At 57.7% G+C, this 12,906-nt stretch carries 10 protein-coding genes; 5 read left to right on the top strand and 5 right to left on the bottom strand.

The window, feature by feature from the left end:
• Positions 1 to 78: 78 nt before the first annotated feature.
• Positions 79 to 3,453, bottom strand: coding sequence for a TonB-dependent receptor (locus ACP_RS06170; protein ID WP_041839345.1), 3,375 nt, complete (start codon positions 3,451 to 3,453; stop codon positions 79 to 81).
• Positions 3,454 to 3,701: 248 nt separating this feature from the next.
• On the opposite strand from ACP_RS06170, the gene ACP_RS06165 reads away from it, so the two are divergent.
• Positions 3,702 to 5,093 (top strand): hypothetical protein, encoded by a 1,392-nt coding sequence (locus ACP_RS06165; protein ID WP_015896431.1) that lies wholly within the window; start codon positions 3,702 to 3,704, stop codon positions 5,091 to 5,093.
• A gap of 735 nt (positions 5,094 to 5,828) precedes the next feature.
• Here ACP_RS06165 and ACP_RS06160 read toward each other — a convergent pair.
• Positions 5,829 to 6,392, bottom strand: a complete 564-nt coding sequence (locus tag ACP_RS06160; protein ID WP_238525668.1) for a TetR/AcrR family transcriptional regulator — start codon at positions 6,390 to 6,392, stop codon at positions 5,829 to 5,831.
• Between the two features lie 113 nt (positions 6,393 to 6,505).
• On the opposite strand from ACP_RS06160, the gene ACP_RS06155 reads away from it, so the two are divergent.
• The 3 genes from ACP_RS06155 (at position 6,506) to ACP_RS06145 (ending at position 8,909) form a co-directional block, all read left to right on the top strand.
• Positions 6,506 to 6,931 (top strand): hypothetical protein, encoded by a 426-nt coding sequence (locus ACP_RS06155; protein WP_015896429.1) that lies wholly within the window; start codon positions 6,506 to 6,508, stop codon positions 6,929 to 6,931.
• A gap of 125 nt (positions 6,932 to 7,056) precedes the next feature.
• Positions 7,057 to 8,136: an alkene reductase gene (locus tag ACP_RS06150; protein WP_015896428.1), complete on the top strand. Its 1,080-nt coding sequence runs from the start codon at positions 7,057 to 7,059 to the stop codon at positions 8,134 to 8,136.
• A gap of 107 nt (positions 8,137 to 8,243) precedes the next feature.
• Positions 8,244 to 8,909, top strand: coding sequence for a peroxiredoxin-like family protein (locus ACP_RS06145; RefSeq protein ID WP_015896427.1), 666 nt, complete (start codon positions 8,244 to 8,246; stop codon positions 8,907 to 8,909).
• Positions 8,910 to 9,251: 342 nt separating this feature from the next.
• Here ACP_RS06145 and ACP_RS18290 read toward each other — a convergent pair whose 3' ends face one another.
• Positions 9,252 to 9,512, bottom strand: coding sequence for a Rossmann-fold NAD(P)-binding domain-containing protein (locus ACP_RS18290; RefSeq protein ID WP_015896426.1), 261 nt, complete (start codon positions 9,510 to 9,512; stop codon positions 9,252 to 9,254).
• 20 nt (positions 9,513 to 9,532) lie between these two features.
• Positions 9,533 to 10,258, bottom strand: a complete 726-nt coding sequence (locus tag ACP_RS06135) for an SDR family oxidoreductase (protein WP_015896425.1) — start codon at positions 10,256 to 10,258, stop codon at positions 9,533 to 9,535.
• Positions 10,259 to 10,375: 117 nt separating this feature from the next.
• Between ACP_RS06135 and ACP_RS06130 the strand changes: the two genes are divergently transcribed.
• Positions 10,376 to 10,921 (top strand): TetR/AcrR family transcriptional regulator, encoded by a 546-nt coding sequence (locus tag ACP_RS06130; protein ID WP_169305934.1) that lies wholly within the window; start codon positions 10,376 to 10,378, stop codon positions 10,919 to 10,921.
• A 191-nt stretch (positions 10,922 to 11,112) separates the two neighbouring features.
• On the opposite strand, the gene ACP_RS06125 is transcribed toward ACP_RS06130, so the two are convergent.
• Entirely contained in the window at positions 11,113 to 12,735 is a 1,623-nt protein-coding gene (locus ACP_RS06125) for a carboxylesterase/lipase family protein (protein ID WP_015896424.1), read from the bottom strand.
• Positions 12,736 to 12,906 lie beyond the last annotated feature (171 nt).

The raw sequence follows: 12,906 nt of genomic DNA, 5'->3' as shown, positions 1-12,906 counted from the left end.
GAGTTTTTGATCGGCGAACTAAAAGTGCGAAGGGAGCGTTTGCAAGCGAACGCTCCCTTCGTTGCCCTGCGCGGGCGGTTAGAAGATCAGCTTGGCCGCAACCTGCAACTGGCGCGGAGGATAAGCCGAAGTGATGTTGCCGAAGGAGCCGCTGGAGCGGTCCGAGTTGGGAGCTTCATAGTTCACGTGGTTCAGCGTGTTGAACGCTTCTCCGCGAATGTCGAGCAGAGAGCGCCTGCTCCAGAGATGGAAGCTCTTGTGCAGGCCGAGATCGAGTTCGTTGAACGGCATGCCGCGCACCGAGTTGCGGCCGGCGTTGCCGTAGGGTTGGCTCACATCGGTTGGAATCGAAACGGCATCGGGGTTGAGGAAGCCGTCCAGTGCCGTGCTGGTTTTCACGCGCTTTGAAGATGGATTGACGGGGTTGCCGCTGACATTTGGGCGATACGTGAGCAGATCGCTGATGTCATAGGCTGCGGATTCGTCATAGTGCAGGTTGACGGGCTGCCCGCTCGTGTCGGTATTGATGGCAGTCAGCTCCCAATTGCCGAGCACCAGGTCGGCGGCGCGCGGCAAATTGCCGCCAAACATCTGGCCGCGGCCGAAGGGAAGATCCCAGACCAGGGACAGCGTTTCATTCAGCGGCTGGTTATAAGCCGATTGGCCGATTTCGCCTTTCAGATTTGCCAGGTTGACGCGTGAATTGTCCCCGTTCGGTGTATCGAGATGGCCGGAAGCATTGTCGATGGCACGCGACCAGGTGAAGGAGTTGAGCAGATACAGCCCCTTGGAGAAGTGGTGTTCCAGGCGGGTCTGCAGCGCGTTGTAGCGCAGGAAGCCGTAAGGAACCGACTCTTCGATGCCGGTGAAAGCCGAGATCGGACGGCGAGCCTGAAGGCTGAGAGCTTGTCCGGGCTGGTTGGGCACCGCCTGGTTATAGTCGGCCAGAACCCAGATATGCACGCCATGCGAGCCCACGTAGGAGATGGTGAAGACGGTGTTCTTGTTGAGCTGACGCTGAACATCCAGATGCCAGGACTGCACGTAACCCGTAGGAATGTTCTTGGGGATGTAGCGGGTCTGCGCGAGAAGCGTGCTGAAGTTCTGCGCGCTGGCGAAGTTGGTCGGGTAGCCCTGGGCGACGGTGCGGAAGCAGTTGCTGAAGTTCTGACCGGTGCAGAGAGGCTGAGGAGTGCCTGCGCTGGCCGGCGCGTAGGGCGCCACCTGGGTAATCGAGGAATTGACGATGTACGGACCGTTGTAGGCCAGCAGGTTTTCTCCGCCTTCACGATTGAACTGGTCATAGCTGATGCCATAGGCAGAGCGAATGACCGTCTTTGGATCGATCTGCCACGCAAAGCCGATGCGCGGAGCAAAATCGTTCGTCGGCATGTTTACGAGCGCACGTTTGTAGAGTGAACCCGAGCTGGCCTGGATCAGTGTGTTAGTCGTGGGATCGAAGTTTGCAAGGTGATTTCCGCTGACGTATTGGGGCGTCGCGAGCTCATAGCGAAGTCCGGCGTTCACCGTAAGCTTCGGTGTGAGGTGCAGGTCGTCCTGCGCATAGAAGAAGTTCATGAACTGGTGATAGTTCACGATGCGATAGTTGTTGAGCTGATAGGTATCCCGAGCGCCGGTGAGAAAGTCCGTAAGATATGCCGCTTCGGCATCGCCGATGTCAGAGGTACCGCCGCCATGCTGGCTGAAGCCACCGCTGAATGACTCGGAACCGTACACGGGGTTGAAGTCGTCGACTTCGGTGTTGATCGAGAGCATCTCCCATCCGAACTTGAAGCTGTTGGGACCATGCAGGAAGGTATAGTTCACTTTAGGATCTATGACAAAGGGATTCTGAAACTGAGGATTCGATCCCTGAGCGCCCCACGAGGTGTAGTCTTTGACATTTTCTGAGCTGAGCGCCCGGATGATTGCCTTGTCGGTGGGCAGACCCGGAATGCCGGCCTGTTCATTCAGGCTTTCCTGGCCGGCCAGGTAGGGGCTCTTGCCGCCCTGCGTCCAGGTGAAGCCGATACGAGCATCGAGCACCTGGTTCTGGTTGAAAGCGTGGGTGAGACCGGCTGCTACCTGCTTGTTATAGATGTGAATGGTGCCGTTGCCACCACCGCCTGCCATACCTGGGATTGAGGTGGCGTCGATGATGTCGTCGTGGTGCTGGCTGAACGTGCCAAAAAGCGAGGTGCGCGGGCCGCGGAAATAGTCAATGCGCACATCGCCCTTGTTGTCTACCGTGCTCGCCTTGGGCAGCGATACGTAGTTATCAGAGAAGCTGTTGGCCACATTGGGAGCAGGCAGGGCATTGATGACCAGCTTTGCCAGCGGAGTCCAGTCACTCTGGGGCACAACGCCGTTGGCGTACACCGCGCCCGTCACGGGATTGCGCAGCGGAACAGGCTTGCCCTTGGAGTCGACAAAAACGCCCTGACGCTGCAGTGCCGTGGGAACCGTGGCTGCCGTGTACTGGCCCTGCACCTGACGGTTGCCCTCGTAGTCGGCGAAAAAGAAGAGCTTGTCTTTGACGATCGGGCCGCCGATGGCTCCGCCAAACTGATTGCGGTTCAACACCGGAACCTGGCGCTTGCCTGTCAGAACGTTCACCGGCGGCAGAAAGGGACCGTCGGCGTTCAGAATGGTGTTGCGGTAGTATTCCCAGATTCTGCCGTGAAGCTGGTTGGTGCCGCTGTTGAGCGACACATTGATGACCGCACCGGAAGCGCGCCCGTATTCGGCGCTGTAATTGTTGGTCGCCACGCTGAATTCGCTGATCGCGTCCGGCGAAGGCTGAATGGCCTCGTTGGAAAAGCCCTGGTTCGAAGTCCCGTAGGCGTTGTTATCCAGACCGTCGAGCAGAAAGTTGTTGAACTCCGAGCGCTGGCCGTTCACGTTGAAAGACGCATCGCGGCTGGTCACGCTCTGATCTTCCAGGTTGTTGCGGCGCACGCCCGGAACCAGAGTGGCAAGGTCGGCGTAGGAGCGGCCATTGAGCGGCAGGTTCCGCACGGCAGTTTTAGGGATGATCGTTCCCGTATCGCTGCTGTCGGTCTGCAGAGCAGTGGCGGCGCCAGATACCACCACGGTCTGGGTAGCGCTGCCCGGCTGCAGGGAAACGTCCACGCGCTGGCGCGCATTGACCGTGACATGGAACGCCTCAGTTGCCGTTTCCTGGAATCCCCTGGCGTTGGCGTCGATCTTGTATGAGCCCACATGGACGTCGGTGAACTGGTATTGACCGCGGCCGTTTGTCGTTACGGTCGTCGACGTACCTGTGGAGACGTTGATGAGCTCTACCTTGCTGCCGACGATAGGTGCTCCGGTGCTGTCGCGGACATAGCCGAGCACCGTTGCGGTTTCAAACTGTGCGAAGGCGGGTAGCGTCTGGCAAATGGCGAGCAGCAGCAGCAGACCAAATGCAATCCTCCGGAAGCAACTTGCCAAATCCGTTCCGCTGCGAGGGGCAGCAGACGAGACATGCGGTTTCATCATTCAGACCTCTCTCCCTGGTAAGGAGCGTTATTGTGGGGTATGGCCTGATCTTGTCTCGTGAGAGATGGGGCGGGAAGGGGGATACACTGTGGGCGCAGGTGGCCTCCACATGCTTTACACCTCCTATTTTTCAACGAGGTAGCGCATCGATGGGTGGAGCTGTTTACTTAATTTTCACTTAAGATCGTTACCATTTCGTCATGTCGGCTCCCCACCGCATTCCAACCGACTCCGATCGTGAAGGTGAGCTGGAGCTCTCCGGCTCTGATCTTGACGAGTGTCCGGAGTGGCAGCTTGCGCTCAGGATCGCCGGCAGTAAGAGCTTTCGGAAGTCGGCGTTTCTTCCGCGCTTTCTCCTCTATGTATGCCGTCTGCAGCTCAGCGGACGCGAGCACCTGATCAGTGAAACGCGCATCGGTGTGGAAGTATTTCACCGCCCCGAGAATTACAACCCTGCCGAAGACAATGTGGTTCGAAACTACGCGCGCATCCTTCGCAAGCGCATCGAGGACTACTTCCAGCTAGAGGGCGCTGCGGAGCCGTTCCGTCTCACCATCCCGCGCGGAGGTTACATTCCCTTTTTTGAGATCCTTCAACCGCAAAAGGTAGAGAGTGATGCAGGAGATAGTTGCGACACTGACCCTCAAGAAACAGCGAAAGCCACTGACCGGGAGGTAGCGGAGCCGCCGCCGGCCGCCTTGCCATATATAGGGACGAGTGTCCGTCTCCTGACGCGCCTGCGGCTTCCGCTGGCATTTCTAGCGGGCGCGTTCTTCTGCCTGGCCGCTTTTCTGATCTTTGCCCCCAACGGGTTTCAGGGCTTGTCCGCCGCCCCGGGCAGGACGCCCCCCGCTGCTGCGCTGCTGGTGTGGCGTGAGATGTTTCAGCAGGATAGAAATACGCTCATTGTTCCGGCGGATAGCGGTATCGGTGTGCTCGAAAATCTGACCCATCGGCCAATGACGCTTGCCCATTATCTGGCGGGGGCGCCGGTGACCGCCGGGCGAGACGATGGCAGCCTGAACGACCTGCAGAGCCAGCACTACACGAGCCTGGTATCACTGGATATCATCCTGGGCCTCAGCCGAATGAGGCTTTATCAGCCGGACCGCTGTTTTGTTCGGTATCCGCGCTTTCTGAGCCTCAAGGATTTTCGCGAATTCAATGTCATCCTTCTCGGTTCGGTGCATTCCGATCCCTGGGTTTCGCTCTTTGAGAATCAGCTCAATTTTCGTCCGACGTTCGGCTCCTCTGTGAACGAGTCCTACATTGCCAATGAACGTCCTGCGGCCGGTGAAGAGGCGGTATATCGCAATCTCGCGGGGACTTCGCACCATCTTACGTATAGCGTGATCGATTATCTGCCCAACCTGAATGCTTCCGGCCACGTGTTGCTCATCCAGGGGCTTAGTATGGCGGGCACGCAGGCGGCGGCCAACATCCTGATGCAGGATTCTGATCTGGATCATTGGATCAAGCGGGCACTCATGCCAGATGGTTCGCTGCGGCCCTTTGAGATTCTGGTTCGTTGCGACACGCTGGAAGCCGACGCTCCGCACGGCGAAATTGTCGCGATGCGGGTTCATTCCTGATCGGGATTACTGCCAGGGCCTTTCGAGACGCTCCGTGCACGCGAGAGACGTCTCGGGCTTGCGCGAAGGACAGATGGCTGGTACCGCTCTTCTGTCCGGCGATCAGAGCCTGGCAAAGAAGGTAACAGTCGCTTCCAACCCGGAACTGCGACGCCAAACAGCGCGCCGAAGAGGCAGAGAACGGCGTTCTGAAACCTTGCTGTCATCCTGCGGGTTCCGGCGAAGATCAATCTACCAGGACACATGACTGCGCCCGCATACATCGCCAGGGTCCTTCAAGCTCAGGCCACTCGCGGCGAGATGCGGGTGAGATGGCATGAACGCGCCAATCGCAAACGAGTTTTTCCTCGCAGGCAAAAAGAGGCTAGGGTGGGTTATGAAACGAGCATCTCGTATATACAGTCTACCTGTAAAGGTAGACTGTATATACGAGACAGGCATGGTCTGGGCGCTCGCCGAGGCTGACGGATCGTTGACTTAGATAGCTGAGGTTATTGAGGGTACATTTTCAGAATTTTGAAGCTCGACCGAAATTACGGGAGCAATCAAGGTCCATGAGTGGTTTGGCGATAACGCGCTTTGCGACCACAATCTGCGCCGGCAGCATCGAGCTAAATGAGTGTGGTTATGCCATCTACGACAGAGAGGCAGTTACCCTCTTGGTTATCGGTCTGATTCCGCGTCTACACGGCCCGGGGGGAGCGTAACCGGACGAGACTTTACGGTTCCATCCAATCATCTGCGGCGTTGAGGGCGCGAACTCTGAAAGGTGCGGAGGACTGCTTCGGCGGGCGAGAGAATCCGGACCACCCTGGAATTTCCATAGAGCATTCGGAGGGAGAGGGCGCCGTCGATGATGCTCAGTATCGCCGCTGCCGCCGCTCGTTTGTCGATTTTGAAGGGTTCGAGCAGAGCAGTTAAATAGTCAACAATTTTGTTCTGGTGCTCGATGGCGCGGCTATGGAATGGATGGGCCGGATCAGGGAACTCTGAAGCAATCCGAAGGAACGGACAACCGACGATTTCCGGCTTATTCGCCATTTGTTCCAATCGAGTGAGAGCCTCGCGCAGATCTTTTGCCGGAGTGGGTTGAGAGATAGAGTCCCAAAAATCTTGATCGCGCTTTTCAAGGTATGCGAGCACGAGAGCATCCTTGCTTTCGAAGTGCCTATAAAAGGTCGCTTTTGCGACTTCAGCGATGGACATGATCTTCTCGGTGCCGGTTGCGCGAACACCCTCGGAGTAAAAGAGGCCGTCGGCTACCGCGAGGATTCTCTCTCGCGAATCAGATTTTTCCATTATTTTCATCGGATTTATATTGACACGAGACAGACCTGTCTGTCTATACTGGTGATGTTCAAGACACACCTGTCTGTCTTGGGCTGAAAATCCCTAATACGGAAAGTGGAAAAATGTCCCGTCGCCTCACCAATGCTTCCTCGCTGTTCCTGGGAATTCTGATGCTGATGTTCGGATTTCTGAAATTCTTCCAGCCATTCCGTGGATGGTTCGCTATCCAGATTCAGCAGAGTCATCTCCCCCACGAGGCGCTTCTCGCGGGCAAAGTAACGGAAATGATGACGGGGGTGCTCTTTCTGCTGCCATGGGTCTGGAGAACGCTGACTGCAAAGAGAAAAGACGAACTCCGTCTAGCCGCATGTTTGCTGCTGCTCAGCCAGATGTGCGTGGCCATCTATGTGCATCTGCAGCCCGGGGTGCCCGCAAGCGTTCTTCCTCTCGGTATCAAACCGCCTATCATTCCCGGAACCGTTCTGCTCCTCGCATTGCTCACTGGCTTGAGTGTCTGGAAGAGGCTGCGCACAGAAGATGCACAATGAGCTTCCGCCTCATTCCCCGCTGAACCATGGACTAATCAGTTGGCGGGACTCCGAAATGGCAAAGGCCTTTTCTTCGAACCCCTCTCAATCAGCACACCACGCCGTTGAATCACAGGAGAACAAGAATGGTGAAACTCTTCGAATCTGTTCAGCTCGGATCTCTGGTCCTGGCAAATCGCATCTTCATGGCGCCGCTCACGCGCAACCGCGCAACGGCTGACGGGGTCCCGGGCGAACTCGCAGCAACTTATTACTCGCAGCGCGCTTCGGCCGGACTCATCGTAACTGAGGCGACGCAGATCTCGCCCATGGGCAAGGGTTACCTCAACACTCCAGGAATTCATTCCACTGAACAGGTGCGGGCATGGAGCCGCATCGTGGAATCCGTTCATCAACGGGGAGGCCGGGTCTTTCTGCAGCTATGGCATGTCGGTCGAATCTCTCATACATCCTTGCTGCCCGGCAACGCGCAACCCGTGGCTCCTTCCGCAATCCGGGCTAATAGCCAGACACTCATTGCCACAGGCATGGTGCCGGTTTCAGAGCCGGTTGCCATGACGGCTGGCGAGATCAAAGAGACCCTTGAGGATTATCAGCGGGCCGCCATCCACGCAAAGGAAGCAGGATTTGACGGCGTCGAGATTCATGCGGCCAACGGATATCTGATCGATCAGTTTCTCAAGACAGGATCAAATCAGCGAACAGACGAATTTGGAGGGAGTGCGTCGAATCGAGCTCGCTTTCTTAATGAAACAGTCGAGAGGATCCTCAAAGTCTGGGATAGCAAGCACGTGGGCGTGCGAATCTCGCCGACGGGCGGATTCAACGACATGAGAGATGACAACCCGCGCGAAACCTTCTCTGTTGCGCTCGATAGACTCGGCAACTATGGACTCGGGTACCTTCATGTGGTTGAAACCGCGCAGAATAGCAAAGGCAGCAGCGACGAGGATCTTGCCATGTCAGCTTATCTCAGAACACTTTGGAGAGGTCTGTACGTGGTGAACGGCGGATATGACGGGCCCCGCGGGGAGGACGCTTTACGAACAGGGCGTGCCGATGCTGTCTCCTACGGTCGAGCATTTCTGGCCAACCCGGATTTGCCGCGCCGGCTGCAACTCGGAACCGCTCTGAATGAAGCCGATCCAACGACTTTCTACGGAGGAAGCGCTGAAGGCTATACCACCTATCCCGCACTTTCCTGAGCGGTTCGGCGTCTCTTGATGCGAGTCCGATTCCTCTTCCCGGCAACATTCCTTTGCAGCGGAGCTGCAAACAGCCATCTGATTACATCTACGTCAAGGAGCAACAAATGTCCTACATGCAGGAAGCAGAAGCTTTTAAGGCCAAGGCCCAGGAGCGCCTCGGAGATCAGTTCAAGATTCTTACCGATGACATGAGTCGAGTCCGGTCGTCCGGTGTCCTGGACCAGGCACGGAAGGTCAACGATGGCGCTCCTGATTTCTCACTGCCGGATGCCTACGGCCATGAAGTTTCGCTCACGACATTGCTCAAGGCAGGCCCGGTTGTTATGAGCTTCTACCGCGGCGAGTGGTGTCCGTTCTGCAATCTTGAGTTGCGCTCGCTGCAGCAGGCGCTTCCTCAGATCAAAAAACTCGGAGCCGGTCTCATTGCAGTCTCTCCTGAGAAGCCTGATGGTGGGCTCCTGGTGACAGAGAAGAATCATCTGACCTTTCCTGTTTTGAGCGATTTCAGAAATGAGGTTGCGCGGCAATTCGGGATCGTGTTCCGTGTTGGCGACGAGGTCCAGAACCTCTCGAGGACTGTGTTCCAGAATGATCTTGCTCTTCGCAACGGCGAGGATAGTTATGAACTTCCCGTGCCTGCGACGTTCATCATCGATAGGAGTGGGATCATTCGCTTCGCCCATGTCGAGGTGGACTATATGACGGGACGGGTGGAGCCGGAAAGCGTCGTGTCAGCTTTGGAGGCAATCGTGCGATCAGAGGTACGTTAGCGGCATAGCCAAACGTGATTGGTGACTGAATATCCTCATGACGATTGAGAGTCGCCGCCGACTCTCGAAATCCTGATCGCAATGAAGCCCATGAACGGGATATGTACCGTAAGGCCGGCCAGCGCCCAGGAGCCGATTGCCCATACGCCGAGCTTACGAAGGCGAGACACGGTGGGCTGTCAGGAAACGTGAGGCTTTCGTTAGGATTTGTAAGGCAGCGCAGCGGTAGGACGCGAGTGCCGGGCAGTCGTATCAGTCGCTCCGGTTGCAGGCGTTCATTCTGTATGGACGTGGCAAGATGAGTTTTCAAAAGCCGGTCTCAGGAGAGATCCTCCATTCCGATCACGCTGGATGAAACTCAATCCCGGTGAGTCGCTCACTGAGTTCAGAGCCTTGCAGTGATTGCGATATCCAGCGCCATGGGAGCAATTCCGCCTTGGCAGGCAGCCCCTTCATCTCCTGAAAGCCCTCTGGCCCATACTGACCATCGGGCGTCGGGTTGGTGGCGGCGAAGTGTGCAGGTAGCGTGCCGTGGTGCAGACCGGGTCCATAGAACTCAATTCGAAGAGCCGGCCGCTCTTCAGAGTGGCCGGCTTCCTTCAAACCCCTGTCAGCAGTGGCGATTACCAGGCGTAGGTCCCGTCCTTGTGAATGAAGCTTCCGGTCGGGCCGTCTTCGGGCAGTTGCGCGAGGCGGACAATTGCGACCGCGCCTTCCTCGATCGTCTGGTGGCCGGTGTGGTTGTTCATGTCGGTTGCAGTGTAACCGGGGCAGGCAGAATTGACCTTGATTCTGGTATCGCGCAAATCATACGCAAGGTCCACGGTGAACATATTCAGGGCGGCCTTGGATGCGTTATAAGCCAGCACCTTCGTATCGTAAAACGGCGAGTTCGGGTCTCCGTTGATGGAAAGCGAGCCGAGTCCGCTGGATACGTTCACAATGCGGGCATTCTCCGCAGCGCGCAGCAAGGGCAACAAAGGCTGCGTAAATGCCACGGTGCCGAAGAAGTTTGTTTCGAAGGTGCGTTGCAGCGTCTCGATGCTGACATCGCTGGCGTGGCCATCTTCCCGGTCGAAGATGGCTGCATTGTTAATGAGCACATCCAGCCGCCCGAACTCTTCTCTGATCTGCCTGGCAAGTGCGGCGCTGCTCTCCGATGCGCGATTCAAGTCCGCGGCAACATAACGGACGTCCAGGCCTTCAGCGATAAGTTTGTCAGCAGCCTGCCGCCCTCGGGATGCATCGCGCGCCCCCAGCAACACCGTAAAGCCCGCGCGTCCTAGTTGGCGGCTCACTTCGAAACCAATGCCCTTGTTAGCCCCTGTGATCAAAACAACCTTTGCCATGAATTCTCCGTGATGTGGTCAGCTTCGAAGCGATGTAGCAAGGTGTACATCGTTCACCAACATTGTTCACAGCGTACATTTTGGGTGGCCGACGGTCAAGATGTACAGTGTCAACAGATGGCATATCCGGCGAAGACAGACCGCGAGAGCATTTTGGCTGCGGCCTTGGAGCAGGTCGAGAGCGACGGGCTGGATGGGCTTGCTATCCGGTCCTTGGCTGCAAAGCTGGAATTAACTCCAAATGCGCTTTACCGGTATTTCGAGAATCTGTCGGCACTGGAGTTTGCAGTAGCCGAGGAGGTCCGAATTCAAATGCTTGAAGTCATGCAGAGAGTGATTGGACGAAAAGGCCCATCCGAGTCGATCCGCGCGATCTCCGAAGCATACCTCCGCTTCGCCCAGGAGCGGCCTCGCGCGTTTGCGCTTTATCTGAAGAACTCGGCTTCGCAAACCCCGCAGTGCGCCAGGAACACGGAGTTTTTCATCCAACAGGTGGCGCGCGTCTATGGCAAAGAGCGGGCACAAATGGCGTCGCATGCGCTTTGGGCACAGATCCATGGTCTTGCTGTCCTGCTGGGTGCCGGAGTGCTTCCCAGGGAGGAAGCGCACGTCCGTCTTAAGTTCGCTCTAAAGATCTGGATCGACGGTGCGACAGCTCCTTGAGGAGGAAGAATGGGGAGAAGGGCCTTCCGCTCGCGAGGCCGCTCACTCCCGACGATGTACTCAGCCATTCGCCACAAGATGAAAAGTTGAAGGCATTTCGGGGGGAGTTGCGCCCAGAATGCCGGTTTACGCCCGCTCAGCCGGACCACGTTGGAGGCACTGCGGAGTCTCCGACTCCGCAGCCTGATGTTCTAATGTGCGTCAGCATGCCGCGGAGCCGGCTTGTGGTTCTTCACCCAGGCTTCGCCTTGCGGCGTTCTGCGCCAGGCGAAGTAGGCATTGAGCACTTCAAGCTTGTGAAGATTTGCAACCCCGCCCACAGTGGGCGCGCTGGTGAAATGCATCACCTTTGCGCTGGCGTTGGTGAAGGCGGGCCAGTTCGGCAGCCCGTTGCCGTTGGGCGTGCCGTACTTGGCAAAGTTCGTCCAGTAGGTGGCCATGTCTGCGGAGAGCTTGCGATCGACCGGCGTCCACGGCAGGTTGGGCGATTGGTTGATGTGCTCAAAGACATACACGATCTCTTCGGAGTGCACTGCGCCGATGGCGTTCTTCCACGGGGAGTCGGCCGGGCGCGGCTGAATGTGATCGAAGTAGTACATGTACACCGGGCCGCCATGCGTCCGGGACTGAAGGCGAGCCCAGCTCCAGGTGCCCCAGGCAAACGCCGTGTCGCGCATGAGGTTCATGCTTGATTGACGCCAGGCAGCGGGCGTGGCCGGATAAACGGCGAGAACGCGATCCGCAAAGGGGCCAAACCGCTGGCGCACTCCATTCAGATAAGCCTCGCGCGTGGGCGGGGTGCCGAAGAGCGCGCCCTCATCGGAGTTGGTGCCGATGAGCACAGGCGTGTGATTGTAGCGGCCCTCTTTGTAGAGGTTGTACTCGTCGCCCACGATGACGCGGCCATCCATCACGGGCCAGAACTCACCACCCGCTGCTCTTGCGTCATCGATGGTGCTGGGCGGCAGTTGGCGCAGTTGCGCGAGCGAGCTTGCGCCGAGGTGCTTTTCAAAGGCCGCGCCTTCGCGTTCTGCATTGGCGAGCGTCTGCACGTTCTCACCCGGAGCAGGCGGTGTGCGCGTGGGGCCGAACGAGCTTCCGCTCTCTGAGATGGCGCTCTGAAAGAGGCCATGCGCCAGCGGCGAGGCTGCCAGCATGCTCACCGAGATACCCCCGGCGGATTCGCCGAAGATGGTGACTTTGTGCGGGTCTCCACCAAACGCGGCAACGTTGTGCTGCACCCAGCGCAGGCCGGCAATTTGATCGAGCAGGCCATAGTTGCCGGAGACATGATGCTTTGACTCGGCACTCAACGCGGGCAAGGCCAGAAAGCCCAGAGGCCCCACGCGGTAAGAGATGCTCACCACCACGACGCCATGCTTCGCGAGATTTTCTCCGCTATAAGCCGCGATGGACGTGGCTCCCGAGGTGAAGCCTCCACCGTAGATCCACACCATTACAGGCAGATTTGCCTTTGCGGACTTTGCCGGACTCCACACGTTCAGATAAAGGCAGTCTTCGCTGTCGTGAATGGGGCCCATCCAGGCCTCAAGGTGCTGCATGCAAGCCGGTGCAAAGTGATCGGCGTGCAGCACTCCGGTCCAATTCTTCACCGGCTGCGGGGCGCGCCAGCGCAGCGCGCCCAGGGGAGGCGCGGCAAAAGGTATGCCTCGATAGATGCTGAGCCCATCTTCATGCGTGCCTTGAACGACGCCATTCGCAATATGAACGGTAGGCGCAGTGGCGGCCAGAGCGGATGATCCAAAAACAGCAGCCGCGAACAGGGCGGCAAGACGAAGAAAAGTTCTGGTCATGGTGAGTCCTTGTATGGAGTGCTCCCGTTCATGCTTGCCATGAGCGGGATTGCGCAAGAGAAGCCAGCATACACCGCGCGTTGCACTGCTGAATGCCTCTGCAAGAGCACCGGCGAGAAAGACCTCACCTTGTCGATCTGGGGAGCGAAGAGGGCAAGCGAGCGGCTGCGG

It is taken from the genome of Acidobacterium capsulatum ATCC 51196, assembly GCF_000022565.1.
GTDB classification, from domain to species: Bacteria; Acidobacteriota; Terriglobia; order Terriglobales; family Acidobacteriaceae; genus Acidobacterium; species Acidobacterium capsulatum.
The sequence above is the reverse complement of the archived record's forward strand: the minus strand, read 5'-3'. Positions and strand labels throughout refer to the sequence as shown.

Excerpts from the sequence above, each read along its gene's own strand:
- ACP_RS06165 (WP_015896431.1), top strand. The coding sequence starts at position 3,702 with ATGTCGGCTCCCCACCGCATTCCAACCGACTCCGATCGTGAAGGTGAG.
- ACP_RS06160 (WP_238525668.1), bottom strand. The coding sequence starts at position 6,392 with ATGGAAAAATCTGATTCGCGAGAGAGAATCCTCGCGGTAGCCGACGGC.
- ACP_RS06155 (WP_015896429.1), top strand. The coding sequence starts at position 6,506 with ATGTCCCGTCGCCTCACCAATGCTTCCTCGCTGTTCCTGGGAATTCTG.
- ACP_RS06150 (WP_015896428.1), top strand. The coding sequence starts at position 7,057 with ATGGTGAAACTCTTCGAATCTGTTCAGCTCGGATCTCTGGTCCTGGCA.
- ACP_RS06145 (WP_015896427.1), top strand. The coding sequence starts at position 8,244 with ATGTCCTACATGCAGGAAGCAGAAGCTTTTAAGGCCAAGGCCCAGGAG.
- ACP_RS06135 (WP_015896425.1), bottom strand. The coding sequence starts at position 10,258 with ATGGCAAAGGTTGTTTTGATCACAGGGGCTAACAAGGGCATTGGTTTC.
- ACP_RS06130 (WP_169305934.1), top strand. The coding sequence starts at position 10,376 with ATGGCATATCCGGCGAAGACAGACCGCGAGAGCATTTTGGCTGCGGCC.
- ACP_RS06125 (WP_015896424.1), bottom strand. The coding sequence starts at position 12,735 with ATGACCAGAACTTTTCTTCGTCTTGCCGCCCTGTTCGCGGCTGCTGTT.